Here is a 23,349-nt window from a genome sequence, read left to right as displayed (position 1 = left end):
CCTTCAAACGGATCGCTTCTTCAACCGCGATCTCGTCAAAAGGGTTCATCGACATCTTGACGTTTGCAAGCTCAACGCCCGAACCATCTCCCTTAACACGGATCTTTACGTTGTAATCTACAACCCGCTTTACTGCGACAAGGACTTTCATCCGCGATTACCTCTTCAATGACTTTTGCGACACGACTATGCCGCCGTGAATCTTTGCCCGCATGTCAGAATCCGACATGAAAACGTTGCTGACAGAAACGCCGTTAAAACCGGCACTTCCCCGCAACATCAGGAACCGGCACGAAACCTAAAGACGGTTGACGTGCGCGTCAATCGCGGATGGCCGGCAATATCGATTTAAATGAATATATTCTGACAGATAGTCATTCCAATTTCGCACTAACACGCATCAAGCCCTATCTCATCCACCCAATGCGCTTTGATGCCTTTCCTTCACGCATGTCTCCTCGCATTTTCGTGGCGTTTACAAGCCCTTCCTCATGCGGTAGGAGAGCCGCGTAAACATCCGGTCGCAGCCTACCCGGTCAAAACAAGGACTTAAACTATGAAGACGCTTGTCATCTGCTCCGGCGGATTGGACTCCGTTTCGCTCGCGCATAAAATCGCGGCGGAACAACAGCTCACTGGCCTGATCTCTTTTGATTACGGCCAGAGGCATAAGAAGGAATTGAGCTTCGCGGAAGCCTGCGCAAAGCGGCTCAATGTTCCACATCAGATCATCGATATCCGCCCGATTGGCGCCAGTCTGACCGGCTCGGCTCTGACAGATGATGTCGATGTTCCCGATGGTCACTATGCCGAGGAAACGATGAAAATCACCGTCGTTCCCAACCGTAACGCCATCATGCTGGCCATCGCCTTTGGCGTGGCTGCAGCCCAGAAGGCCGATGCCGTGGCGCTTGCCGTTCACGGTGGCGACCACTTCATCTACCCCGATTGTCGTCCCGGCTTTATCGACGCTTTCCAGACCATGCAGAACCATGCGCTGGAAGGATATGCCGATATTCAGGTGCTTGCGCCCTATGTGCACAAGTCAAAAAGCGACATCGTTTCGGATGGTGTAAAATACAAGGCACCGTTTGAAGCAACATGGTCCTGCTACAAGGGCGGCGAACATCATTGCGGGCGTTGCGGCACCTGTGTCGAACGTCGCGAGGCTTTCCATCTGGCGGGCGTCACAGATCCTACCCACTATGAGGATGCAGATTTCTGGCGTGCCGCAATCGAGAAAAGGAGCGCCTGATGTTTCGTATCACCAAGGAATTCCATTTCTCCGCTTCTCATCAGCTGACAGAATTACCCGCCGATCATCAATGTGCGCGGCTGCACGGGCACAATTACATCGTTGAAGTTGAACTGTCTTCAGCCGATCTCAATGAGCATGGCTTCGTGCGTGATTATCACGAGCTGGCGCCACTCAAGCGCTATATCGATGATGAGCTCGATCACCGCCATCTCAACGATGTACTCGGACATAATTGCGTGACGGCAGAGTTTCTGGCGCGCCATCTTTATGAGTGGTGCCAGACACGCTGGCAGGAAGTCACAGCGGTAAGGATCAGCGAAACGCCAAAGACATGGGCGGAGTATCGTCCCACGAGCCGGTCATGAAAAAAAGCTCCGAAATCCGCATCAGCGAGATTTTCGGTCCTACCATTCAAGGCGAAGGTGTGTTGAGCGGCGAGCCGACTGTTTTCGTGCGCACGGGCGGCTGCGACTACCGCTGCGCATGGTGTGACAGTCTGCATGCTGTTGAAAGCCGCTTTCGCCATGACTGGAAACCGATGAGTATTGATGCCATCTGGCATGAAGTGACGATACTTTCTGGAAAAAAGCCAATAACAGTGTCACTTTCTGGCGGCAATCCAGCTATTCAGCCTTTGGGACCACTGATCGATCATGGTCACACGCAAGGTTATCGCTTTGCACTGGAAACACAGGGATCGGTGGCAAAGGACTGGTTTTCCAGGCTCGATACGCTTGTTCTGAGCCCAAAACCGCCCTCAAGCGGCATGGATACGGACTGGAACGCGCTTGCTGCATCGATTGATGCTGCGGGACCGGCACCAAAGACAGTGCTGAAATTCGTGGTTTTCGATGATGCGGATTATGCCTTTGCAAAGGCAGCGTCGGCTCGTCATCCGCATTTGGCCGTCTACCTCCAGCCCGGCAATCACACACCGCCAGGGCCCGAAGATGACGATGCCCGCATCGACATGGACGGCATCATGAGCCGCATGGAATGGCTGATCGACAAGGTGATGGCAGATCGCTGGTTTGAGGCCCACGTTCTGCCCCAGCTTCATGTGCTGATCTGGGGCAATAAGCGCGGTGTCTGAAACCATCCGCGACGCGCATTGTCGTCAGGCCGTAGCGAAAATGGTGATCTGTTGAGCATCGGAGCGGAGCTTACTTGAAGTAAGTGAGCACCGAAGCGCAACCAGAACGCCATTTGCAGACCGGCATCACGGCAATGCCTACCGGTTTTGGCCCGGCACCCAAAGAACATCCTTCGCGCCGTTATCATTGACGGCGCGGGCGGCAACAAACAGAAAATCGGAGAGGCGGTTGATATATTGCAACGCTTCCTTTGAAACCACTTCGCCTTCGGTCTTTGCAAGCTGTACCATCAACCGTTCCGCACGACGCGACACGGTGCGTGCCAGATGCAGCGCAGCAGAAGCAGCAGAACCTCCCGGCAGAATGAACGAGCGCAGCGGCGGAATATCCGCGTTCAGATAGTCAATGTCGGATTCAAGCCGTGTAACCTGCGAGGCAACAATACGCAGCGGCTCATAGGAAAGCGGTTCACCGTCATCGGGCGTTGAAAGATCGGCACCAAGATCGAACAGATCATTCTGGATGCGCATGAGCATAACATCGATATGCATATAATCAGCAGCCTCCGTATGCAGCCGAACCAGACCAATACAGGCATTGGTTTCGTCGACCGTACCGTAAGCTTCCACACGCAAATCAGATTTCAGCCTGCGCGGACCCGAGGTCAGGCCAGTGGTTCCATCATCACCCGTACGAGTATAAATCTTGTTGAGCTTGACCATAGTTACTGTCCACTCTTCTGGCGCGCAAAATAAATGGCAGCCACGATCAGAACCACAGCGATAAACTGCAGAAAGACACGCAGCTGCATCATCTTGTTGGAGAAGTTGCCATCACCACCGCGCATCATATTGCGCAGGCCAATAATCAGCACAATCGCCACGGCGAACATGGCCACCATGGCCGCAGCTTTGAACAGAAAGTCCATTTAGTTCTCTCCCATAATCCGCCGTACTTTTTTAATTCAAGACTGGTCGGACAGCATTCGGTAAAGCCAGCGTGACGGCATTAGGCGTCGTGCAAGAATACCCAGTTTAGCCGGTCGCGTAACCGCATAATGCGGACGCGGCTTAGGCGCCTCCAATGCATGCACAAGTACCGCGTAAACCGCTTCGGGGCCAAGCTTGTTTTTTGATTTTGTACCACCGCTTTCAAGCTTTGCCATCTGTCGCTGATATAACTCGCGATGAACGGAATGCTCGAGATCGATATTGGCGCGCGCATGCATGGCCGCATTATAGGTGAACTGCGAGGCAATCGGTCCCGGCTCTATCATGGACACCTCAATGCCGGAGCCTTCCAGCTCCATGCGTTGAGCCATCATCAGCCCTTCCAGCGCGAATTTCGAGGCAACATATGCACCGCGCCATTTCATCGGCACAAGCCCGAGGATTGATGAACAATGCACAATCCGACCCTGCCCCTGCGCACGCATTACCGGAATGATGCGGCGTGTCAGATCGTGCCAGCCGAAGAAGTTGGCCTCGAACTGCGCACGCAGTGCTTCAACGGGAAGATCCTCAATGGCGCCGGGCTGTGCGTAGGCGCCATTGTTGAAAAGCGCGTCCAGCCTGCCATCCGTTGCACGCAAGACTTCGTCGACCAGCGCTTCGATCGACTGCGGTTCGGTATAATCGAGATAGAAAGCCTCAATGCCTTTGGCTTTGAGTGCTGCGATATCCTCATCTTTCCGCGCGGTGGCAAACACGCGCCAGCCAGCCTGATGCAAGGCGCTTGCGCAATAGGCCCCGATGCCGGAAGAACACCCCGTTATCAGGATGCTGCGCTTTGCATTTTGTGAGACCATGGCTTGTTTCCTAAGGCAGGATTTTGGCCAGAGTGCTTGATTCGCAAAAGGTTTAAAACAGCCCACCCCTTGCATTTCCGAATTCGATACTAGATTTAAGGCCTTGAATTCAAATAACTGAACTGAGAGGGACAAATCTGCGGATGCGAAAAGTAAGGCGTTTTCTCCGTCAGATCACCTTCGATGTTTATGGGCATTTCAGTAGCGACGATGGCTGGGCATTTGCCTCGCACATTGCTCTGTCCGGGCTGATGGCGCTGTTCCCGTTTCTGATCTTTGCAACGTCACTCGCCAGCTTTCTCGGCACCAAGGAATTTGCCAATAATGCGGTGCATGTCATTTTCGATATGTGGCCGTCGAATATTGCAGGCCCCATCGCCAACGAAGTGATGAACGTTCTGACGGTTCAGCGTAGCGGACTCCTGACGTTGAGTGTGATCGCTGCTGCATATTTTGCCTCCAATGGCGTGGAAGCACTACGCATGTCGCTCAACCGCGCCTATCGCGTGATCGACCAGCGTTCGATTATTTTCTGCCGTCTGCAAAGCTTGGGCTTCGTGCTTATTGGCACAATCAGCCTGATGGCAATTAGCTTTCTGCTGGTTCTCGCACCGCTTGCCGTGCGTTTGGCTGAGCAATGGTTTCCAGACATCGCACCATTTACAGGTACAATCGCCATCTGGCGCTATACGATTGCAGTGATCGTTCTGGTGCTTGCGCTTTTCATCGTGCATATCTGGCTGCCTGCAGGAAAACGCCGCTTGAGCGATATTCTCCCCGGCATCGGCATCACGCTGGTTGCGTGGCTGGCCGCTGCAACAGCCTTTGCAAAATATCTCGAAACTTTTGCAAATTACGTCACCACTTATGCAGGCCTTGCTTCGATCATGGTGGCAATCGTATTTCTCTATATGCTTTCGGCAATCTTCATCATCGGAGCGGAAATCAACGCGGCGATCATGAACTTCCGCAAGCGCGAGCAGCAGCCCGAACTCAATATAGAATAGCTATTTGCGGAGGGTTGTGAGTGCGACACCGAGCGTTGTCACAACCATGCCCGCGATCTGAATCGGGCCTAGCGTTTCACCGAAAATCAGATAGGCCATGACAGCCGCCGTCCCCGGCACCAGATAGAAAAGCGATGCAACTTTTGACATCGCTCCTTCGCGGATCATCACCAGCAGTGCCAAAATAGCACCGATGGAAATCGCCAGTGTCAGCCAGACCAGCGCAAAGATGAGCTGAGGCGACCAGATCATAACGCGGGTTTCAAAAGTGAAAGCACAGATCGCGGTAAGCGCGGCTGCTGCGATATATTGCACCGCCGTCCCGGTTTTAAGATCCGCTGCGGTACCAAAACGCTTCTGCCACACCGTACCCGTGCTGATCGCAAGAACCGCCACTAGTGCTGCTGCCAGGCTTTGCGGATCGACACCGCTATGGCCTGAAAATTTCGGCCACACCACCATAGCAACACCAAGAAAGCCGATAAGCAGCCCCAGCCATTGCCGCCCGCTGGCCCGCTCACCTAAAAGAAGCGCTGCAATCAACGTGGTCAGCATCGGCTGAAGACCAGCGACAAGCCCCGACATGCCTGCTGGCAGCCCATGATGCACGGCCCAGAAAAGTGCAGAGAGATAAACACCATGGATCAGGCAGCCTGCGATGGCTGCGTGCATCAGCACTTTGCCCCTCGGCCAGACACTATGGCTGGCCAAAGCCCAGATAATCATGATGAGAGCTGCAATGGAGAACCGCACCGCCATAAAGCTGAATGGTTCTGCATAGGGCATAGAAAGCCCAGCCCCGATGAAGCCGGTGGCCCAGAGCAGAACAAACATGAGGGGGAAAAAGCGGGTAGCCATGATCAGAAACTCTTTTCTTTGGCGCCTGCTCTAATCCGGTTCTGAGAATTGCGCTATCGCATAAATCTGATTGCTGCGATCAATTTGCCAAATGCCTCGCTTCTGCCTATGAAACGGCATGGATATTCAGAACGACACAATCCGCATTTTTGTTGATGCCGACGCCTGCCCGGTAAAGGCGGAAGTCTACCGCGTTGCCGAACGGCACGGCTTGGCCGTTGTGCTCGTGGCCAACAGCTATATTGCCATCCCGCGCGATGCAGAACGCGTCGAACGTGTCATTGTATCCGACAAGCTTGATGCGGCTGACGATTGGATTGCTGAAAATTCCCGCCCCGGCATTGTCGTCATCACCGCTGATATCCCGCTGGCAAGCCGCTCGATTGAAATGGGCGCATCGGTCATCGCACCCAATGGCAAAGTTCACACGCCGAGCACGATAGGCAACACACTCGCAACGCGCAATCTGATGGATTCGCTGCGTTCGGCAGGCGAAACAACGCGTGGACCAGCGCCATTTTCGCCAAAAGACCGCTCAGCATTTCTTTCCGCCCTTGAACTGGCGATCGTCCAGTTAAAACGCTCCGGCTTTAAATCAGCTTGATCGGATCGAGGCTGTCGCAATACCAGCACCGATCAACATCGTTCCGCCTGCCCGATTGAAGATGCGAAGGGCGCGCTCATTGGCAAAGAAGCGACGGGCGCGTGTGGCAATCAGCGCATAAGCAAAGGCATTGAGAAATGCCAGCACAAGGAACGTGGTTTCAAAGACCAGCATCTGCGTCATGAAATCACGATGCGGGCTCAAGAACTGCGGCAGGAAAGCGACGAAAAACGTAATGCTTTTGGGGTTGAGCGCCGTCACCAGCCAAGCATGAAGCAGCATCCGCACTGGCTTGACCTCATCGTGCCGCGCCTTGGCGTCCATTGTGCCACCGGCACGAAACAACTTGATACCCAACCAGATGAGATAGGCAGCACCAAGCCACTTAACCGCAGTGAATACCGTCGCTGACGCGGCGAGAAGCGCACCGACGCCCAGCATGGAAAGCGTCATGGCGGTAAAATCACCAAGTGCCACGCCAATTGCCATGGGGAGAGCAGCTTTCCAGCCCTGCCCGAGCGCATAGGATACCACCAGCAAAACCGTTGGTCCCGGAATAATCAGAAGCACAATGGATGCGGCAGAAAATGCCAGCCAGACTTCAATGCTCATGGGTAACTTCCTCTCTCAAGAAGAGGAAGCCACCGAACGGTATAATTGTCTATCTAAAGTTTTTGCGCAGCTTCAATCAGCTTGATCGCATCCGGACTATCCCATGGAGCCGGACCATTCATTGACGCAATCTGGCAGCCATCCTTGTCGACCAGCAATGTTACCGGCAGGCCAAAAGCCAGATTCTTGCGCTTTAATTCATTGAAGCTCGACATGGTGGCATCGCGGTTGAGGCTCAGACTCTTGATGCCGATCTCTTCGAGAAACTTTTTAGGCTTCTCGTCCGATCCAGTATCGATATTGATCGCGACGACATCAAAATCGCTTCCGCCCTTCTCAGCCTGAAGATTATCAAGCTCGGGCATCTCTTCGCGGCACGGCGCACACCAGGTCGCCCAGAGGTTCACGAGAAGCGTCTTGCCCTTATAATCGCCCAGCGTCATCTGCTTGCCGTCGGGGCCAGTGAAAGCGATATGGGCAACAGAAATCGGCTTTTCAGCAGCCCGCATGGCAGCAACGCTTCCGGTTGCCGCAGCATCAAGGCTCTTGAGACTATCGGCCTTTAGCGCACATTGTGCAGAAGCTTCATCACTTTGCGCAGAAACATTGCTAGTGGGTGCATTGCCAGAAGGCCGTTCCATCACGTATACCGCGCCTATACCGGCGACGACACCGGCAAGTGCAGCAAGAAGGACAATCTTCCGATTGCCTGACTTTGCCTTAACGTTGTCTTCAGCCATAGCGCGTCACTTTCCGTTAGAGCGCCGTGCATCCAATTGGATGCACAAAGGACGCTCTCACTTGTTTAATCTACGCATCGTGCTTTCCAAAATCGATTCCGATTTTGAGCCGATGCGGTAGTCTTGCATCCGAGGCATACGAGCATGAGCGAACAAAAATCAAGCAATCAGATGTGGGGCGGCCGTTTTGCCTCAGGGCCCGATGCGATCATGGAAGAGATCAACGCATCCATCGGCTTCGACCGCAAGCTCTATGCGCAGGATATTCAGGGCTCGCTCGCCCATGCTGCCATGCTTGCAAAGACTGGCATCATTGCGGCAGACGATCACAAAAAGATCGAAGACGGCCTGAAAACCATCCTCAAGGAAATCGAGGACGGCAAATTCACCTTCTCGCGCAAGCTTGAAGACATTCACATGAATATCGAAGCGCGCCTCGCCGATCTGATTGGCGCCTCTGCAGGACGTCTGCACACGGCCCGTTCGCGCAATGATCAGGTGGCTGTTGATTTCCGCCTTTGGGTCAAGCAGGAAATGCAGAAGACTGCCGTGGCTCTTAAAGGCTTGATCGAGGCTTTCCTTGAGCGCGCAGAAGAACATGCCGCCACCGTCATGCCGGGCTTCACGCATCTACAGACCGCGCAGCCTGTCACCTTTGGTCATCATTGCATGGCCTATGTCGAAATGTTTGGCCGCGATCTGTCTCGTGTACGCGATGCGATTGAACGCATGGACGAATCGCCTTTGGGTGCGGCAGCGCTTGCTGGAACCGGCTTCCCGATTGATCGCCACATGACAGCGACAGCGCTCGGTTTCCGTGAACCAACCCGCAACTCGCTCGACAGCGTTTCCGACCGTGACTACGCGCTGGAATTTCTGTCGCTCGCAGCCATCTGCGCGGGTCACTTGTCACGCCTTGCCGAAGAAATCGTCATCTGGTCGACGCCGCAGTTCAATTTCGTGCGCCTGTCCGACGCTTTCTCGACCGGCTCGTCGATCATGCCGCAGAAGAAGAACCCGGACGCTGCCGAACTGGTCCGCGCCAAGACCGGCCGTATCAACGGTTCGCTAGTTGCCCTTCTCACCATCATGAAGGGTCTGCCGCTCGCCTATTCCAAGGATATGCAGGAAGACAAGGAACAGGTTTTCGACGCTGCCGAAAATCTGGAACTCGCAATTGCCGCCATGTCCGGCATGGTGCGTGACTTGACCATCAATGTTGCAAGCATGAAGAAGGCTGCAGGTTCGGGTTATTCGACCGCAACCGATCTTGCCGACTGGCTGGTGCGTGAGCTTGGCCTTCCTTTCCGTGACGCCCACCATGTGACGGGCCGCGCTGTGGCTCTGGCCGAAAGCAAGAAGGTCGATCTTTCCAAGCTTTCGCTAGAAGACCTTCAGTCAATCAATCCGGGTATTACCGATGCGATCTTCGGCTATCTGACGGTTGAGAAGTCGGTCAAGAGCCGCCAGTCTTTTGGCGGAACAGCGCCACAGGAAGTGCGCCGCCAGATCCGTTATTGGAAAAAGCGCATTACAAAGGCGTAAGCTGAGCATGTTAGTGAGATCGCTCGTGAAGGAGTGATTTCACTTTCAGATATTTTGGGTTAGACCTGACCCATAGGACAAATTCCGGGAACCAAAGCTGATGACAGGCCGCTCCGCCATTTCCTCCGTGCTTCTGATCGCCGCTCTTGCAGCCACTCTTGCCGCTTGCGGACGAAAAGGCCCGCTTGAGCCACCGCCAGCACAGCTCATCACCAATGAACAGGGTCGCACGGTCGAGAAACCGAAGGAAGACAAGCCCTTCATCCTCGACAAGATTCTGTAATAGCTTATCAAGCAGGGACTGTTTCCCGTGAATCATTTTGAATATCGCGACGGCGTTCTCCACGCCGAAAATGTAAGCCTGCCCGAAATCGCAAAAGAAGTCGGCACGCCTTTTTACGTCTATTCGCGCGCCACGATCGAGCGCCATTTCCGCGTCTTCAGCGAAGCCTTTGCGGATATGGAAACGCTGGTAACTTACGCGTTGAAGGCCAATTCGAACCTGGCTGTTCTCAAGACTCTCGCCAAGCTCGGCGCAGGCGCTGACACGGTTTCGGAAGGCGAAATCCGCCGTGCCTTAGCTGCCGGTATTCCTGCCAACAAGATCGTGTTTTCCGGTGTTGGCAAAACACCGCATGAAATGGATTTTGCGCTGGAAGCAGGCATCTACTGCTTCAACGTCGAATCCGAACCGGAGCTGGAAATTCTTTCCGCCCGCGCAGTCAAGGCGGGCAAGGTTGCATCTGTATCCTTGCGCATCAATCCGGATGTCGATGCCAAGACCCATGCCAAGATTTCAACCGGGAAGTCCGAAAACAAGTTCGGCATTCCACGCGTAAAAGCCCGGCAGGCCTATGCGCGTGCAGCAAGCCTGCCCGGTGTCGATGTTGTCGGCATTGATATGCATATCGGTAGCCAGATCATTGATCTCGAGCCTTTCGACAATGCGTTTGCACTGATGGCGCAGCTGGTTGAGGAATTGCGGACTGACGGCCACAATATCCGCCACGTCGATGTTGGCGGAGGCTTAGGCATTCCTTATCGTACCGATAACAACCCACCGCCGCTGCCGGTTGCTTATGCGGAAATCGTCGCGAAGCATATCAAGCCGCTTGGCCTCAAAACCGTGTTCGAGCCGGGTCGGCTGATCGTCGGCAATGCCGGTCTCCTGGTGACGGAAGTTATTTTCGTGAAGGAAGGCGACGCCAAGAACTTCATCATCGTTGATGCTGCGATGAACGATCTCATCCGTCCGACCCTTTACGAAGCTTTCCACGACATCAAGCCAGTTTTGGAAACCAAAGATAATGCCGCACGCATCCGCGCCGATTTTGTCGGCCCTGTTTGTGAAACCGGCGACTATCTCGGCCTTGACCGTGAAGTAGCAAAGCCTGCTCCGGGAGATCTGATAGCTGTCTGCACGACGGGCGCCTATGGCGCAGTTCTGTCGAGCACCTACAACAGCCGTCTTCTGATCCCTGAAGTACTGGTGGATGGCGATCGCTACCACGTCATTCGTCCACGCCGGACCTATGAAGAGCTTCTGGCACTCGATTCTGTACCGGACTGGCTATAAGCGCATCCCGAAAAGTGTGAAGCGGTTTTCGGAAAAGATGCGCGTTGAGAACAATGATTAGAGCGCCGATCTGATTTAATCAGATCGAAACGCGCTCTAATTGGGACCAAAGCCTCGCCTTTGCCATGATGCGTGTTATTCTATGAAACAACCATAGGCGTTACACGCATCAGAAAGACCCGATGACACAACAGAGAAAAGACAGCAAAGACTTGCCAAACCGCAAGCGCGATGCGTTTTTCCGCCTGTTTTCCGGCGAAGGTGCAGCCCTGCGCCGCCTTCACCTGCAAAGCTTTCTGACGATCAGTTTCGAGCGAATCTGGCCTCTCGTGCTGCCGCTAATTCTATTGATTGCGCTTTTTGCTAGCTTAAGCTGGCTTGGGCTTTTTGCACTGATGCCGCGCTGGCTTCATCTGGGTGTGCTTGGCCTTTTTTCTTTGGCGGCAATTGTCGCGCTCTATCTGCCGTTCCGTTTCCGCCTGCCTGATGAAGATGCCATCACCGCACGCATTGAAGATGTAAACGGCCTGATCCATGAACCCTTGGCCGTGCAAACCGGACAAATGGCGACTGGCAGTAATGATCCTTTTGCAGTCGCTCTCTGGCAGGAACACAAGCGCCGCATGGCCGAGCGCCTGAAAAACCTGCAGTCAGGCGTACCGCGTCCACACATTCCTGAACGTGACCCTTTTGCACTGCGTGCAATCGTGGCTCTGCTGTTCGTGACCGCCTCCGCCTATAGCCTTAGCCCGAACAGCGGGCGCATCGCCGATGCTTTTCATATTCGCGCCGGTAGTGCCACCGCTGTTGCCCGCGTCGATGCCTGGGTAACGCCACCACAATATACGGGCCGCGCGCCGGTATTCCTCAGCACCAATGCTGACGAAGGCAATGTCGAAAAGCCTATAACCGTGCCGCAGGACAGCATCGTCAATATTCGCGTAATCGGCGGCGGTTCTGAAAGATTGACAGCAACCGATGCGACCGGACATCGTCGTGAAGTACAGCCTATCGCGTCCAAAGAAGGCGAAGATGCAACGGCTGAACAGCAGACCAATGTCGATGGCAGCCGCAACTTCCGCTACGATCTTCAACAGGACGAAACCCTGAACCTTTCAGGCAATGATCTCAGCTGGACATTTGCTGTCACACCAGACAATGCGCCGACAATCCGCTTCACCAAAGAGCCGGGCCGCGCCCTCAATGGCACTTTGCAGCTTAGCTATGAGATCAGCGACGATTACGGTGCCACCAAGGCCTATGGTGAAGTCGTACCGCTTGATATTGATCATGAGGAAGAGGAAACCGCTCCTCTTTATGATGCGCCTGAATTACCGCTTGCCCTTCCCCGCCGTGGATCGAAAGAGGCAACGACGTCGAAAGATCTGACCCAGCATCCTTGGGCCGGTCAGAAAGTGGCGCTGACACTTGTTGCAACAGACGCAGCAGGTAAGTTCGGACGCAGCGAAACAAAGATCATCACTCTGCCCGAACGCCCGTTCTCCAATCCACTGGCCAAGGCTGTTGCCGAGCAGCGCCGTATTCTGGCGCTTGATGCCACGCAACGCGACCATGTGCGCGACATGCTTTCTGCATTGATGTTGCGGCCAGAGGAAACGATTAAGAACAACGCCCACTATCTGGGCCTTGTGACGATCCGTACGCGGCTCAAACTCGCGACCAGCGACGACTCCTTGCGAGATACTGCCGATTATATGTGGCAGGTGGCGCTCGGTATTGAAGACGGCAATCTGTCTGCAGCAGAACGGCGTTTGCGTCAGGCGCAGGAAGCCCTGCGTAACGCCTTGCAGAATGGTGCTTCTCAGGAAGAAATCGAAAAGCTGACAGCGGAATTGCGCGAAGCGATGCAGCAGTTCCTGCGTGAATTTGCCCAGCGTCAGCAGCAGAACCCGAATGCCCGTAATCAGCCGATGGACCCGAATGCACGCATGCTGACCGACAAGGATTTGCAGCGCATGATGGATCAGATTGAAAATCTGGCCCGTCAGGGTTCGCGTGATCAGGCCGAACAGCTTCTGTCGCAGCTACAAGACCTGATGAACAATCTGCAGATGGGGCAACAGGCGCAGCCCGGCCAGCAGGGACAAGGTCAGGGCCAGGCCAACCAAATGCAGCAGCAGATGAACAAGCTGGGCGATCTGATGCGCCGCCAGCAACAGATGATGAACGAGACCTTCAAACTCGATCAGCAGATGCAGCAACAGCAATATGGCAGCGGCGAAGGCGAATATGGAGACGACCAGCTTCCAGGCGATAACGGCCCTATGGGACAGGGCGAATCGCAACAGGGGCGAGGTCAGGGTGGCCAGTCCGGCGATACGCCTTCAGATCTGGCGGAGGCCATGCGCAAGCTGCAACAGCAGCAGCAGGCGCTTCAAGACGAACTGAAGAAGTTCAATGAAGACCTCAAGGGCATGGGCATTGATCCCAATCAGGATTTCTCCGACGCAGGAAAATCAATGGGCAATGCAGCCGATGCACTTGGTCGCAATGAAGGCTCGGAAGCAGGCGATCAGCAAGGCAGTGCTTTGGAAGCCCTTCGCCGCGGTGGCCGCGATATGATGCAGAAGATGCAGCAGGCCATGGGACAGGATGGTCAGGGGCAGAGTGGACGAAATGGTCAAAATGGCCGTGATCCGCTCGGTCGCCAGCAAGGCAACAACGGTCCGTCTGACGGCGATGGTGTCAAGATACCGGGAGAGATCGATATTCAGCGCGCCCGCGAGATTCTCGATGAAATCCGCCGTAAGCTTGGCGATGCGCTGACCCCGCAGATGGAGAAGGAATATCTCCAGCGGCTGTTGCAGTTCGATTGATACAAACAGCCGCTAAAAACCAGTTTCTACTCTTTCACATGCCCAACAAAAGGCAACTGCCGGAACGAATGGCCGACATCCATGCCGTAACCGACGACGAAATAGTCGGGGCATTCGAAAGCGACGAAATCGGCATCCAGATCAACCTTGCGACGCACGCTCTTGTCGAGAAGCACAGCAATGCTGACGCTGCGAGCTCCACGCTCAATCATCAGCTCACGCACAAATTTGAGCGTCTTGCCTGATTCGAGAATGTCATCGATCAGAAGAACGTCGCGGTCTTTTACATCGCTGTCGATATCGCGCAGCAGGCGCACTTCGGTACTTGTCGTACCCTTGCCATAGCTGGAAACGGTGATGAATTCGACATCCGGCTCAACACCTGCATCATGCATTGCACGAATAAGATCGGCTGCGAAAATGAACGAGCCTTTGAGGATGGATATCGTCAGCAGATTATGAAAATCGCGTCCGGCAATCTCTTTTGCCAGCGCGAGATTACGCGCAGCGATTTCCTCCGGGCTGAAAAGCACGTCAATGGTTTTGCCGCCGACCTGAGGCATCTGCTGCGTCTCCTGATTTATAAGCGTAACTAAGCTTTGAAAGGCACGCTCTATATCATGCTTTCAGAAAAATGCACCCTTTTGCATTGCGCGACTTCGCGAACAATTGGACGAAGCATAATCATTTGCCATTTCATTGATTTGATATAGCGTGCCTGCCATGCATCCGGACATTATCGAACTGCGTTCCTTTTACGAAACCACCCTTGGCCATCTCGCCGAGCGATCCATTCGCATGGCGCTTTCGGGTCTTTGGGCGCGTGTACCAGGCGAGCGCCTGGTGGGGCTTGGCTATAGCCTCCCCTATCTCGACCGCTTCAGTGCAGATACCGAGCGAAGTTTTGCTTTTATGCCTGCCGGACAAGGTGCCGTTGCATGGCCTTCATCGGGCAAATCAAGCACCGCACTCGTCTTCGACGAAGAACTGCCTTTGCCTGATTCTTCCATCGACCGGGTGCTGATGGTTCATGCACTGGAATATGCCGAAAACGCTTCGGAAACGCTGAAAGAAATGTGGCGTGTACTAGCCCCCAACGGACGGCTCGTCATCGTGGTGCCGAACCGGCGCGGCGTATGGGCACGTCTCGACCGCACACCATTCGGCAGTGGTCGCCCTTATAGCCGCACACAGTTGACCGCGCTGCTGCGCGAAGCCAATTTCAGCGTCAACACAATCAGCAATGCGCTGCATTTCCCACCCGTGAAACGCCGATGGATGATGCGTCCATGCATGGCCATTGAAGGTATTGGCCGCAAGCTCTGGCCGCTTTTTTCCGGTGTTCTGGTCGTCGAAGCGCAGAAACGCCTTTATCAAGGCCTGCCTGTCGCACAACGCTCGTCTCGCCGTGTCTTCGTGCCTGTTCTGGCGCCGCAAGGAACGCCGGTCAGCGGTTTGAGAAAAACCGCATCGAAAGAAACCAAAAAATAGCGCTACAGCCTTTCACAGTAAGGTTTTTCTCGACTTGAACGCGGCAGAGGTTTATGCCCGCTACGCAACCTTAACATCAGTCCTTTTGGCGGAGCCAAAATCATGACCAATACGCAAGACCTTTCCCGTCCCCAGCCTAAGACCGGCCTGCTCGATATTGCAGCCTATGTGCCAGGCAAGGAACACGTAGAAGGCGTTGCAAAGGTCTATAAGCTCTCCTCCAATGAGACCCCAATCGGCCCCAGCCCTCATGCGATTGAAGCCTATCGACACCTGGCCGATACGCTCGCGATCTATCCGGATGGCCAGGCGCAGGCATTGCGCGAGGCAATCGCTGAATCGCAGGGGCTTAACATCGGCAATATCATCTGCGGCAATGGCTCGGATGAATTGCTTGGCTTGCTCTGCCAGACCTATCTGGCTCCGGGCGATGAAGCCATCATCACTGAGCATGGTTTTGCGGTTTACAAAATCCAGACGCTTGGCGCAGGTGCAACGCCTGTGACGGTGAAGGAAAAGGATGAACGCATCGATGTCGATGCGATCCTTGCTGGTGTAACGCCACGCACGAAGATCGTCTTCATTGCCAATCCAGCAAATCCGACCGGCACCTATCTGCCTTTTGAGGAAGTCCGTCGTCTTCATGCAGGCCTACCGAAGAACGTTTTGCTGGTGCTGGATGCAGCCTATGCAGAATATGTTCGTCGCAACGATTACGAGTCCGGCCTTGAACTGGTATCGTCGAACGAAAATGTCGTCATGACCCGTACCTTCTCAAAGATTCACGGTCTGCCGGGCCTGCGTATCGGCTGGATGTATGCGCCATTGCACGTTATCGATGCGGTCAACCGTATTCGCGGCCCCTTTAACATGAACTCGGCAGCAATCGCTGCCGGTGCCGCCGCCATCCGCGACCGCGCTCATGTGGTGAAGTCGGTCGAATACAATGAAAAATGGCTGACGTGGCTCACCGACGAATTCACCAAGCTTGGGCTTCGCGTCACTCCATCGGTTACAAACTTCCTGTTGTTCCATTTCCCGGAAGATTCCGCACATTCTGCAGATAAGGCGGATGAGTGGCTTTCAAAGCGCGGCTATATCCTGCGTCGCGTAGGTGGCTACGGCTTCCCGAATGCATTGCGCATGACGGTCGGTACGGAAGAAGCCAATCGTGGCGTTGTGGCAGCTCTGACCGAGTTTCTGAAGTAAGACGATGTCCACGATCCATTTCGAAAAAATCGCGCTTATCGGTATCGGCCTTATCGGCTCATCGCTGGCGCGTGTCATTCGCCGCGAAGGCCTTGCCAATCATATCGCCATTGCAACACGCAGTGCCGAAACATTAAAGCGCGCCGAGGAATTAAACCTCGGCGACAGCTACTCGACCGATAGTGCGCAAGCCGTTCAAGATGCTGATCTCGTCATCGTATCGGTGCCAGTCGGTTCGTCCGGCACCGTTGCCAAGCAGATTGCAGCACATCTGAAGCCAGGCGCTATCGTTACCGATGTCGGATCGACCAAGGCGTCCGTTATCGCGCAGATGCAGCCGGAACTGCCGGCCAATGTGCATTTCATTCCCGGCCACCCTCTCGCGGGTACGGAATATTCCGGTCCTGACGCTGGTTTTGCAGAGCTCTTCACCAATCGCTGGTGTATTCTCACGCCTCTGCCGGACACCGATCAGGCGGCCATAGACAAGCTTTCCGCCTTCTGGACGGCCTGCGGCTCGCGCCTCGATCAGATGGACCCACAGCACCATGATCTGGTACTGGCCATCGTCTCGCATCTTCCGCATATCATCGCCTATAACATTGTTGGTACAGCCAGCGATCTGGAGCAGGTGACAAAATCGGAAGTCATCAAATATTCGGCTTCGGGTTTCCGTGATTTTACGCGTCTGGCGGCGTCCGATCCAACCATGTGGCGCGACGTCTGCCTCCATAACAAGGACGCAATCCTTGAGATGCTGGCGCGTTTCTCGGAAGATCTCGCTTCGTTGCAGCGCTCGATCCGCTGGGGCGATGGTGAGGCTCTGTTTGATCTCTTCACCCGCACGCGTGCGGTGCGCCGTAGCATTATCGATGCCGGTCAGGAAGTCGACGCACCGAACTTCGGACGTCAGGCAGCCGCTGAGATCAGCGAAAAGAAATGATAAACTAGGGCAGAAGAACGCTCTGCCCTGTTCCAAACCGCCTTACAAAGTCGGCAAATGTCCTAATGGAATAAAACCAGCGCTGGCTCTTCCCTTACGAACGGCAATCTCGATAACGGGGTTGCCGTTTTCGTCTTTCGGCATGGCGGAAAGAGCAAAAAGAACAGTAGCGATATTGCCGCCCTGTTCGGGAAACACGGTTTGACCGGCTTGCGCAAAGGATTGCGGGTTGACCATCGTGACCTTCAGGTCAGCATCGATCTCACCTTCCAGATCGACTGAAAAGGGACCAGCTACCGAAAGCACCGCACCATTGGGCATGGATAGAAATGCCTGATTGATCACACCACTATGGCCGCGCATCCGTTCGTTAAACGGTGCAGCACTCGGTGCCAGAAACGTTCCCGCATTGGCAATTACGATATCGGCCAGACCATCGATTTCCGGGCTCTTGGCACTGCCAATAACGGATGGTTCCAGCTTGAGGGCCGCAAAGCGTCCATTGATCTTAAGCTGATCATCTTCGCTGCTCATGCGGAGATTCATCTGCTCAAGCTTGCTAAGAGGCTGGGTGGTCGTCGTTTCTGTACGCACGCCGACCGTTACATCGCGCGCATCAAGCTCGATCTCGGTAGGGAACGGACGCGCAAGACGCGTGTTGGAGGTAAATTTGCTCCAATTGACCTCAAGTGGCTGAAAGCCGGGAAACTCGACAAAAGCCGGTCCACCAAGTTCATTGCTGAGTGAACGCGGCGCATAAACCGGAGACCCTGACGTGAAACGTCCGGCACGCAAAGCCATGCCTTCAGAGGGCTTCTGCCACGAAATACTGGCACAAACCACATTCACACGGAGCGGATATCCGCCCATGTGAAGATTCTCGCACTGCACGCCTACACCTTGCGATGCAAGCTTTGCCATATCGGCCTTGGCACGCGTTTCAATCTTGCCTGCCAGATAAAACCAGCCCGCTGTATAGGCGGCGATCAGCACGAGGACGATGACGGCAATCGTAACAGGGCGCTTCCTGGATTTTTTGGTTTCAATACCAGCATGCGCCATTGAAAAAGCCTCTTTCAATCAGATACTTGGTTGAGGTGACAAAGCGAAGGGCATTTCCAGCCCGAACAATCATCATCTGTTCTGCTGTTCCCAACAGGTGGCTATATTATGGCAGGATTGAGTCTTGTGAAGTTCGCCCGATTAAAAAACGCGGGATATCTTGAGATTATCGATAAAAACCAGCCATAATTGTCCATATATAGATTTGATATCATGACAATGCGTACGAGCGACATGCGAAAGAATGATTTCTGGGTATTTGGTTACGGTTCGCTGATGTGGCGGCCTGGCTTCGCACATGTCGAAACAATGCGTGCGCGCCTGCATGGCTATCGCCGTAGCCTCTGCATCTATTCACACGTTCATCGCGGAACACCGGATCATCCCGGCCTTGTTTTGGGGCTTGATGCTGGCGGATCATGCCTCGGCATCGCCTTCCGTGTACCCGGCGATATGACAGACGAAGTCATGGTCTATTTGCGCGAACGCGAAATGTCCAACCAGGTCTATCACGAAAAATGGCTTCGCCTTCGGCTAGCGGACGGGCGCGATGTACAGGCTGTAACCTATGTCGCCGACCGACGGCATATCCAATATGCCGGTTCGCTCAAAGCCGAGGACGCCGCAGCAATCGTTGTCTCAGCACAGGGAGATTCCGGTGCCAATCTTGACTATGTTGCCAACACGCTTGAGCATCTGCGCAATATGCGTGTGCGGGATCATGCGCTTGAACATGTCAACGATCTGATATGCACCAAAGTGAATCGGCAAAAGCACGACACAGCCTGATCAACTCTGTCCGTAACGACGAAAATGATCGGCCAGCGCCTCTTTGCCGTTCACGATCATTATTCCCGTTATCACAAATACCGTGCCCACCACGAAACTGGTTTCAATCGGCTCGCCCAAAATGATCGCACCAAAAATCACCCCGAAAATTGGCGTCATGAAAGAGAGTGAACCCAATTGGGATGCCCGATAAATCCGCAAAAGCTGAAACCAGATCAGAAATACCGCAAAAGATACAATGACAGACTGAAACGCGAAGCTGCCCACCAGCGTAGTGGTCCAGTTGATCTCCACTTGCCCCATCAGGGATGCGGCAACCGACAAGGTCACGAAGGCGGTTAGAAGCTGGTAGAGCAAGGTCTGCTTCGCTGGCAGTGCCGCAAGACGTGAACCACGGACCACAACGGTCGTTGCTCCCCATGCCATCCCCGCGAGCAGGCAAAGCCCATCGCCAATAACCATGGCCTGGAAATCACCATGGACAGCCTCACCGCGAACAAGGAAAGCTATCGCTATGCCCATAAAGGCAATGCCGATGCCGCCCCATTGTATGGTGGTCAGGCGCTCTGATGGCACCAGAAGATGCAAGCCAAGTGCCGCAAAGAGTGGTGCTGTATAAAGCAAAACCACAGCATGAGCGGCTGAGGTTAGTCGCAACCCTTCCCCAAGAAACAGATATTCAAGCGCAAACAGCAAACCGACCAGCAGGCCAGGTTTCCAGATTCCATTGGCAATAGTCAGCGTTTCACGCCGCGCGATCATAATAGCAGCGATTAATGCAGCCCCCACGCCCGACCGCAGCGCAATTTGGAACAATGGCGAAATATCCGAAGCCGTCAATTTCAACAGCACCTGCTGCAAGCCGAGGCTGATGCAAACAAGAAGCATCATTCCAAATGCGTGCGTGTTGACGGGCTTACGCTCCATTGTCCGAATCCTCGTGATTAATTCGAACAATGGGTGTACGCTTGTCAGGTATAGGGCATATAGCTTAAAACTGACAAACCTTATCGCAGGATTGCCATAATGGCGGGAATAGCTCTCGAACCTACGCATCAACCTCCCTTTACAGAAGCCTTACCGGAGCCGCTGTTCTTTCGAACAGCCTGCATGCCACCGGCTGCGCGCTATCCCATGCATCGCCACGATTGGGGAGAGTTTGTCTATTCCTTCACTGGTGTAATGGAGGTGCGTATCGGCGACAGCCATCTGCTGGCCCCGCCGCAATATGGGATATGGCTACCTCCGCATATCGAGCATCAAGGTCTCAATCGTCAGGAAGTGTGCTACTGCTCGCTCTATGTGACAGAAGAGCTTTGTACTGATCTTCCAGCCAAGGCCTGCGCGCTCAACCTCAATCCACTGATCCGCACTTTGCTTGAACATCTGCGCATGAAGAAGCCATCGCAACCACAGCAACCGCAAGAAACACGGATGCTGCATACGCTGCTTGATCAGCTGGCTATTGCTCCATGTGCGGGTTCCTATCTGCCTTCCAGCACGGACCCTGCCCTCCAAAAGATATTGTCGATCCTTGAAGATGATCCAAGTGACAATCGCACCCTTCACGCTCTTGCAAAGATCGCCAATACGTCCGAAAGAACACTGATGCGTCGTTGCAAACAGGAGCTGGGCATGAGCTTCCCTGAATGGAAACAGCGGCTAAGGACGTTAAAAGCCATGCCGCTGCTCGAAAAGGGAGCAAAAGTCGAACATGTGGCGCTTGACCTTGGCTATGCCAGCGCATCAGCTTTCATCGCCATGTTCCGCAAATTGATGGGTATCACCCCCGACGAATATCGCAGACAAATCGGTGCCTGAACGGACATAGCGACAAGCTCTAGCGGCAATTGCAGCAAACTGCCCCTGATTTCTCCTGCAAGCAGACAGGAGATATTAAAGTTGCATTGCTTGTACGGCTTGCCCTTGTTCTTGCCCAAAGCAACCGCTACATCTCGGCTAAAGCATCGCTCCGTAGCCTGACTGGATTGGGACAGTACGATGCAAAGTTCAAAGGGTTGGAGCGGTCTTCCTGGGTCAGCTTATGATCTGTGCCGCTCCGATTGCCAAGGAGACCTTTATGATCGCATTGTTCCGCACCATTGATCTGGCGCTCGATATCTATACTTGGATCATTATCGCTAGCGCCGTTTTCTCATGGCTCTATGCGTTCAACGTCGTCAATTCTTCCAATCGCTTTGTCGCATCGATCGGTGAGTTTCTTTACAAAGTAACTGAACCGGTCCTGCGTCCACTCCGCAATATCCTGCCCAATCTCGGCGGCATCGATATTTCACCTATCGTCGTCCTGCTGATTATCTTCTTCATCCGTCAGTTCATGTGGACGACGCTGCTTCCTGCACTTCTGTAAGAAGCCCATACATAACCAGACAAACAAAAACGCCCGGACTTTCATCCGGGCGTTTTTGATTAAACATATAAGGCAGATTACTTGCCCTTGGCGCGTTCAATCGCTTCAACGATGAACTTGCGAGCGTAATCTTCATCGCCCCAATCACCGATCTTGACCCACTTGCCTGGTTCCAGATCCTTGTAGTGCTCGAAGAAGTGCGCGATCTGCTTGAGCGTGATTTCCGGAAGATCGGAATAATCATGCACCTTTGCATAACGCTGCGTCAGGTTTGGCGAAGGAACTGCAATGATCTTCTCGTCCTTGCCGGAATTGTCTTCCATGACCAGAACGCCGATTGGGCGAACATTGATCACGCAGCCAGGAACCAGCGGACGGGTGTTGCAGACCAGAACGTCGATTGGGTCGCCATCTTCCGAAAGCGTGTGCGGCACGAAGCCGTAATTGCCCGGATAGGTCATTGGTGTGTAGAGGAAGCGGTCCACAATCAGGGCGCCAGCCTTCTTGTCCATCTCGTACTTGATCGGCTGTCCGCCGACCGGCACTTCGATGATCACGTTGACGTCTTCTGGCGGATTGTTGCCGATGGAGATAGCATCAATATTCATGATGGGTCCTTTCGTGTCGCGCTCTGATAACGGGTTTCATGTTTCCGTGCAAGAAAAACGAAAGTTCAACAAAACGCGGCGAATTGTCATTGTTGCAATGCAACTGAGCGTGATTGGCTAATAAGAGTTAGGAGGAAGTTGTTTCGCCCAATTCCTTCAGCCTTTCGATAGCTGTAGGCGGCATGGGCGGAGCTTTGGTGTCGCGACTTGCTGCAACCAGCAGTTCATCACAAGCCGTCTCCGTCGTTTCTATCAAACGACGCAGGAATTCTTCTTTCTCAAGGCCCGCCGGAATGGGCGGCAGCACACGGCAGCGAATGGTGCCCGGAAAGCGCAGGAACTTTCGGCGTGGCCAGTAAAGCCCCGCATTGTGAGCAATCGGCAATACAGGCAGATTCAGCGCTTCGTAAAGATGCACAATGCCGTATTTATACTGCGGCGGCGCTCCCGGTGAACGGCGCGTGCCTTCCGGATAGATGAGAATCTGGCGACCTTCTGCAATCGCCTTCTCCGCTCCCTTGGTAATGGAATGAAGCGCTTTGACGCGCGATCCACGATCAACCGGGATCATTTCCATCTTGGCAACATACCAGCCAAAGAGTGGTATCCGCATCAATTCACGCTTGAGGATCAGAACAGGATCGTCAAGCTGCGGCAGGAACGCGTAAGTGTCCCATGCAGACTGATGCTTGGGCGCAACGATATAAGCGCCTTCGGGAATATTCTCGAGGCCTTCGATGACGTAATCCGTACCGGCGATATATTTCTGCAGCCACAGGTTAACCCGCGCCCAGGTCTTGGGAACGATCCATGCCTTCTTGCGGGGAAGCAGAAAATAGAACGGCGTATAAAGGATCATCTGCACCAGAGTGCCGATGTAAAAAGCCAAATTGAACAGGATTGAGCGCAGATAGAGAAGCATCGTATCGGCGAAGACC

26 protein-coding genes and 1 pseudogene are annotated in these 23,349 nt (G+C 54.0%); 15 read left to right on the top strand and 12 right to left on the bottom strand.

The features are described 5' to 3' along the window. A pseudogene (locus QSJ70_RS09440) lies at window positions 1-151 on the bottom strand (electron transfer flavoprotein subunit beta/FixA family protein); the annotation flags it as partial. Window positions 152-556: 405 nt separating this feature from the next. On the opposite strand from QSJ70_RS09440, the gene queC reads away from it, so the two are divergent. Genes queC through queE form a run of 3 tightly spaced genes read left to right on the top strand, consistent with a single transcriptional unit; the run spans window position 557 to window position 2,351 of the window. Continuing rightward, the gene (gene queC, locus QSJ70_RS09435) at window positions 557-1,255 is read left to right on the top strand and encodes a 7-cyano-7-deazaguanine synthase QueC (RefSeq protein WP_112807211.1); all 699 of its coding nucleotides are present in this window, start codon (window positions 557-559) and stop codon (window positions 1,253-1,255) included. Further along, on the top strand, window positions 1,255-1,623 hold the full coding sequence (gene queD / locus QSJ70_RS09430; protein WP_285535928.1) for a 6-carboxytetrahydropterin synthase QueD: 369 nt from the start codon (window positions 1,255-1,257) through the stop codon (window positions 1,621-1,623). The genes queC and queD overlap by 1 nt, the downstream gene beginning before the upstream one ends. Next, a complete protein-coding gene (gene queE, locus QSJ70_RS09425) occupies window positions 1,590-2,351 on the top strand; it encodes a 7-carboxy-7-deazaguanine synthase QueE (protein ID WP_285535926.1) in 762 nt (253 codons plus the stop codon). Before queD ends, queE begins: the two co-directional genes overlap by 34 nt. A gap of 138 nt (window positions 2,352-2,489) precedes the next feature. Here queE and QSJ70_RS09420 read toward each other — a convergent pair whose 3' ends face one another. From QSJ70_RS09420 to QSJ70_RS09410, 3 genes are read right to left on the bottom strand one after another with little or no spacing between them, the layout of a single operon-like run. Next, on the bottom strand, window positions 2,490-3,074 hold the full coding sequence (locus tag QSJ70_RS09420) for a cob(I)yrinic acid a,c-diamide adenosyltransferase (RefSeq protein WP_285535924.1): 585 nt from the start codon (window positions 3,072-3,074) through the stop codon (window positions 2,490-2,492). 2 nt (window positions 3,075-3,076) lie between these two features. Continuing rightward, window positions 3,077-3,280, bottom strand: coding sequence for a twin transmembrane helix small protein (locus QSJ70_RS09415; RefSeq protein ID WP_064322135.1), 204 nt, complete (start codon window positions 3,278-3,280; stop codon window positions 3,077-3,079). Window positions 3,281-3,316: 36 nt separating this feature from the next. Then, window positions 3,317-4,159: an SDR family oxidoreductase gene (locus tag QSJ70_RS09410; protein WP_194778944.1), complete on the bottom strand. Its 843-nt coding sequence runs from the start codon at window positions 4,157-4,159 to the stop codon at window positions 3,317-3,319. A 143-nt stretch (window positions 4,160-4,302) separates the two neighbouring features. Between QSJ70_RS09410 and QSJ70_RS09405 the strand changes: the two genes are divergently transcribed. Next, window positions 4,303-5,166, top strand: coding sequence for a YihY/virulence factor BrkB family protein (locus QSJ70_RS09405; RefSeq protein ID WP_064322137.1), 864 nt, complete (start codon window positions 4,303-4,305; stop codon window positions 5,164-5,166). Here QSJ70_RS09405 and QSJ70_RS09400 read toward each other — a convergent pair whose 3' ends face one another. After that, on the bottom strand, window positions 5,167-6,024 hold the full coding sequence (locus QSJ70_RS09400; protein WP_112807201.1) for a DMT family transporter: 858 nt from the start codon (window positions 6,022-6,024) through the stop codon (window positions 5,167-5,169). Between the two features lie 118 nt (window positions 6,025-6,142). Here QSJ70_RS09400 and QSJ70_RS09395 point away from each other — a divergent pair, with 118 nt between their 5' ends. Then, window positions 6,143-6,628, top strand: a complete 486-nt coding sequence (locus QSJ70_RS09395) for a YaiI/YqxD family protein (RefSeq protein ID WP_007872054.1) — start codon at window positions 6,143-6,145, stop codon at window positions 6,626-6,628. Here the strand turns inward: QSJ70_RS09395 and QSJ70_RS09390 are convergent. After that, entirely contained in the window at window positions 6,620-7,240 is a 621-nt protein-coding gene (locus tag QSJ70_RS09390) for a LysE family translocator (protein WP_064322140.1), read from the bottom strand. The genes QSJ70_RS09395 and QSJ70_RS09390 overlap by 9 nt on opposite strands. Before the next feature lie 53 nt (window positions 7,241-7,293). Beyond that, window positions 7,294-7,980, bottom strand: a complete 687-nt coding sequence (gene tlpA, locus QSJ70_RS09385) for a thiol:disulfide interchange protein TlpA (protein ID WP_105518992.1) — start codon at window positions 7,978-7,980, stop codon at window positions 7,294-7,296. A 144-nt stretch (window positions 7,981-8,124) separates the two neighbouring features. On the opposite strand from tlpA, the gene argH reads away from it, so the two are divergent. From argH to QSJ70_RS09365, 4 genes are all read left to right on the top strand, one after another. Then, window positions 8,125-9,525 (top strand): argininosuccinate lyase, encoded by a 1,401-nt coding sequence (argH, locus tag QSJ70_RS09380; RefSeq protein WP_113485655.1) that lies wholly within the window; start codon window positions 8,125-8,127, stop codon window positions 9,523-9,525. Window positions 9,526-9,625: 100 nt separating this feature from the next. Further along, complete coding sequence (gene lptM, locus QSJ70_RS09375) at window positions 9,626-9,808, top strand: LPS translocon maturation chaperone LptM (protein ID WP_007872064.1); 183 nt, start codon at window positions 9,626-9,628, stop codon at window positions 9,806-9,808. A 27-nt stretch (window positions 9,809-9,835) separates the two neighbouring features. Then, the gene (gene lysA / locus QSJ70_RS09370; protein WP_285535915.1) at window positions 9,836-11,101 is read left to right on the top strand and encodes a diaminopimelate decarboxylase; all 1,266 of its coding nucleotides are present in this window, start codon (window positions 9,836-9,838) and stop codon (window positions 11,099-11,101) included. A gap of 182 nt (window positions 11,102-11,283) precedes the next feature. Next, window positions 11,284-13,938 (top strand): TIGR02302 family protein, encoded by a 2,655-nt coding sequence (locus QSJ70_RS09365; RefSeq protein ID WP_285535914.1) that lies wholly within the window; start codon window positions 11,284-11,286, stop codon window positions 13,936-13,938. A gap of 26 nt (window positions 13,939-13,964) precedes the next feature. Here QSJ70_RS09365 and hpt read toward each other — a convergent pair whose 3' ends face one another. Further along, window positions 13,965-14,501 carry a hypoxanthine phosphoribosyltransferase gene (gene hpt / locus QSJ70_RS09360; RefSeq protein WP_007872070.1) on the bottom strand — a complete coding sequence of 179 codons (537 nt, stop codon included), beginning with the start codon at window positions 14,499-14,501 and terminating at the stop codon, window positions 13,965-13,967. 160 nt (window positions 14,502-14,661) lie between these two features. Here hpt and QSJ70_RS09355 point away from each other — a divergent pair, with 160 nt between their 5' ends. The 3 genes from QSJ70_RS09355 to QSJ70_RS09345 all read left to right on the top strand — a co-directional run bounded on the left by QSJ70_RS09355 (window position 14,662) and on the right by QSJ70_RS09345 (window position 17,581). Further along, complete coding sequence (locus tag QSJ70_RS09355) at window positions 14,662-15,429, top strand: class I SAM-dependent methyltransferase (RefSeq protein ID WP_079212392.1); 768 nt, start codon at window positions 14,662-14,664, stop codon at window positions 15,427-15,429. A gap of 102 nt (window positions 15,430-15,531) precedes the next feature. After that, on the top strand, window positions 15,532-16,638 hold the full coding sequence (gene hisC, locus QSJ70_RS09350) for a histidinol-phosphate transaminase (protein ID WP_007872074.1): 1,107 nt from the start codon (window positions 15,532-15,534) through the stop codon (window positions 16,636-16,638). Between the two features lie 4 nt (window positions 16,639-16,642). Then, on the top strand, window positions 16,643-17,581 hold the full coding sequence (locus tag QSJ70_RS09345) for a prephenate/arogenate dehydrogenase family protein (protein ID WP_007872079.1): 939 nt from the start codon (window positions 16,643-16,645) through the stop codon (window positions 17,579-17,581). Window positions 17,582-17,623: 42 nt separating this feature from the next. On the opposite strand, the gene QSJ70_RS09340 is transcribed toward QSJ70_RS09345, so the two are convergent. Beyond that, window positions 17,624-18,643 carry a DUF2125 domain-containing protein gene (locus QSJ70_RS09340; RefSeq protein ID WP_285535909.1) on the bottom strand — a complete coding sequence of 340 codons (1,020 nt, stop codon included), beginning with the start codon at window positions 18,641-18,643 and terminating at the stop codon, window positions 17,624-17,626. A gap of 219 nt (window positions 18,644-18,862) precedes the next feature. On the opposite strand from QSJ70_RS09340, the gene QSJ70_RS09335 reads away from it, so the two are divergent. Then, a complete protein-coding gene (locus QSJ70_RS09335; protein WP_105518997.1) occupies window positions 18,863-19,432 on the top strand; it encodes a gamma-glutamylcyclotransferase in 570 nt (189 codons plus the stop codon). Here the strand turns inward: QSJ70_RS09335 and QSJ70_RS09330 are convergent, their stop codons facing one another. Continuing rightward, entirely contained in the window at window positions 19,433-20,359 is a 927-nt protein-coding gene (locus QSJ70_RS09330; RefSeq protein WP_194778951.1) for a DMT family transporter, read from the bottom strand. Between the two features lie 99 nt (window positions 20,360-20,458). Between QSJ70_RS09330 and QSJ70_RS09325 the strand changes: the two genes are divergently transcribed. Together QSJ70_RS09325 and QSJ70_RS09320 are read left to right on the top strand one after the other, a co-directional pair. After that, window positions 20,459-21,253, top strand: coding sequence for an AraC family transcriptional regulator (locus QSJ70_RS09325; protein ID WP_079212396.1), 795 nt, complete (start codon window positions 20,459-20,461; stop codon window positions 21,251-21,253). A 259-nt stretch (window positions 21,254-21,512) separates the two neighbouring features. Beyond that, window positions 21,513-21,803, top strand: a complete 291-nt coding sequence (locus QSJ70_RS09320; protein ID WP_007872091.1) for a YggT family protein — start codon at window positions 21,513-21,515, stop codon at window positions 21,801-21,803. A gap of 77 nt (window positions 21,804-21,880) precedes the next feature. Here QSJ70_RS09320 and ppa read toward each other — a convergent pair whose 3' ends face one another. Together ppa and QSJ70_RS09310 are read right to left on the bottom strand one after the other, a co-directional pair. Then, window positions 21,881-22,411 carry an inorganic diphosphatase gene (ppa, locus tag QSJ70_RS09315; protein WP_007872105.1) on the bottom strand — a complete coding sequence of 177 codons (531 nt, stop codon included), beginning with the start codon at window positions 22,409-22,411 and terminating at the stop codon, window positions 21,881-21,883. A 127-nt stretch (window positions 22,412-22,538) separates the two neighbouring features. Beyond that, on the bottom strand, window positions 22,539-23,333 hold the full coding sequence (locus QSJ70_RS09310) for a lysophospholipid acyltransferase family protein (RefSeq protein WP_285535905.1): 795 nt from the start codon (window positions 23,331-23,333) through the stop codon (window positions 22,539-22,541). Window positions 23,334-23,349 lie beyond the last annotated feature (16 nt).

This window comes from Brucella sp. NBRC 12950 (assembly GCF_030268145.1).
Lineage (GTDB): Bacteria > Pseudomonadota > Alphaproteobacteria > Rhizobiales > Rhizobiaceae > Brucella.
Note: the sequence above shows the minus strand (reverse complement) of the source record. Positions and strands in the feature narration are given on the sequence as shown.

Excerpts from the sequence above, each read along its gene's own strand:
- queC (WP_112807211.1), top strand. The coding sequence starts at position 557 with ATGAAGACGCTTGTCATCTGCTCCGGCGGATTGGACTCCGTTTCGCTC.
- queD (WP_285535928.1), top strand. The coding sequence starts at position 1,255 with ATGTTTCGTATCACCAAGGAATTCCATTTCTCCGCTTCTCATCAGCTG.
- queE (WP_285535926.1), top strand. The coding sequence starts at position 1,590 with ATGGGCGGAGTATCGTCCCACGAGCCGGTCATGAAAAAAAGCTCCGAA.
- QSJ70_RS09420 (WP_285535924.1), bottom strand. The coding sequence starts at position 3,074 with ATGGTCAAGCTCAACAAGATTTATACTCGTACGGGTGATGATGGAACC.
- QSJ70_RS09415 (WP_064322135.1), bottom strand. The coding sequence starts at position 3,280 with ATGGACTTTCTGTTCAAAGCTGCGGCCATGGTGGCCATGTTCGCCGTG.
- QSJ70_RS09410 (WP_194778944.1), bottom strand. The coding sequence starts at position 4,159 with ATGGTCTCACAAAATGCAAAGCGCAGCATCCTGATAACGGGGTGTTCT.
- QSJ70_RS09405 (WP_064322137.1), top strand. The coding sequence starts at position 4,303 with ATGCGAAAAGTAAGGCGTTTTCTCCGTCAGATCACCTTCGATGTTTAT.
- QSJ70_RS09400 (WP_112807201.1), bottom strand. The coding sequence starts at position 6,024 with ATGGCTACCCGCTTTTTCCCCCTCATGTTTGTTCTGCTCTGGGCCACC.
- QSJ70_RS09395 (WP_007872054.1), top strand. The coding sequence starts at position 6,143 with ATGGATATTCAGAACGACACAATCCGCATTTTTGTTGATGCCGACGCC.
- QSJ70_RS09390 (WP_064322140.1), bottom strand. The coding sequence starts at position 7,240 with ATGAGCATTGAAGTCTGGCTGGCATTTTCTGCCGCATCCATTGTGCTT.
- tlpA (WP_105518992.1), bottom strand. The coding sequence starts at position 7,980 with ATGGCTGAAGACAACGTTAAGGCAAAGTCAGGCAATCGGAAGATTGTC.
- argH (WP_113485655.1), top strand. The coding sequence starts at position 8,125 with ATGAGCGAACAAAAATCAAGCAATCAGATGTGGGGCGGCCGTTTTGCC.
- lptM (WP_007872064.1), top strand. The coding sequence starts at position 9,626 with ATGACAGGCCGCTCCGCCATTTCCTCCGTGCTTCTGATCGCCGCTCTT.
- QSJ70_RS09365 (WP_285535914.1), top strand. The coding sequence starts at position 11,284 with ATGACACAACAGAGAAAAGACAGCAAAGACTTGCCAAACCGCAAGCGC.
- hpt (WP_007872070.1), bottom strand. The coding sequence starts at position 14,501 with ATGCCTCAGGTCGGCGGCAAAACCATTGACGTGCTTTTCAGCCCGGAG.
- QSJ70_RS09355 (WP_079212392.1), top strand. The coding sequence starts at position 14,662 with ATGCATCCGGACATTATCGAACTGCGTTCCTTTTACGAAACCACCCTT.
- hisC (WP_007872074.1), top strand. The coding sequence starts at position 15,532 with ATGACCAATACGCAAGACCTTTCCCGTCCCCAGCCTAAGACCGGCCTG.
- QSJ70_RS09345 (WP_007872079.1), top strand. The coding sequence starts at position 16,643 with ATGTCCACGATCCATTTCGAAAAAATCGCGCTTATCGGTATCGGCCTT.
- QSJ70_RS09340 (WP_285535909.1), bottom strand. The coding sequence starts at position 18,643 with ATGGCGCATGCTGGTATTGAAACCAAAAAATCCAGGAAGCGCCCTGTT.
- QSJ70_RS09335 (WP_105518997.1), top strand. The coding sequence starts at position 18,863 with ATGCGTACGAGCGACATGCGAAAGAATGATTTCTGGGTATTTGGTTAC.
- QSJ70_RS09330 (WP_194778951.1), bottom strand. The coding sequence starts at position 20,359 with ATGGAGCGTAAGCCCGTCAACACGCACGCATTTGGAATGATGCTTCTT.
- QSJ70_RS09325 (WP_079212396.1), top strand. The coding sequence starts at position 20,459 with ATGGCGGGAATAGCTCTCGAACCTACGCATCAACCTCCCTTTACAGAA.
- QSJ70_RS09320 (WP_007872091.1), top strand. The coding sequence starts at position 21,513 with ATGATCGCATTGTTCCGCACCATTGATCTGGCGCTCGATATCTATACT.
- ppa (WP_007872105.1), bottom strand. The coding sequence starts at position 22,411 with ATGAATATTGATGCTATCTCCATCGGCAACAATCCGCCAGAAGACGTC.
- QSJ70_RS09310 (WP_285535905.1), bottom strand. The coding sequence starts at position 23,333 with ATGCTTCTCTATCTGCGCTCAATCCTGTTCAATTTGGCTTTTTACATC.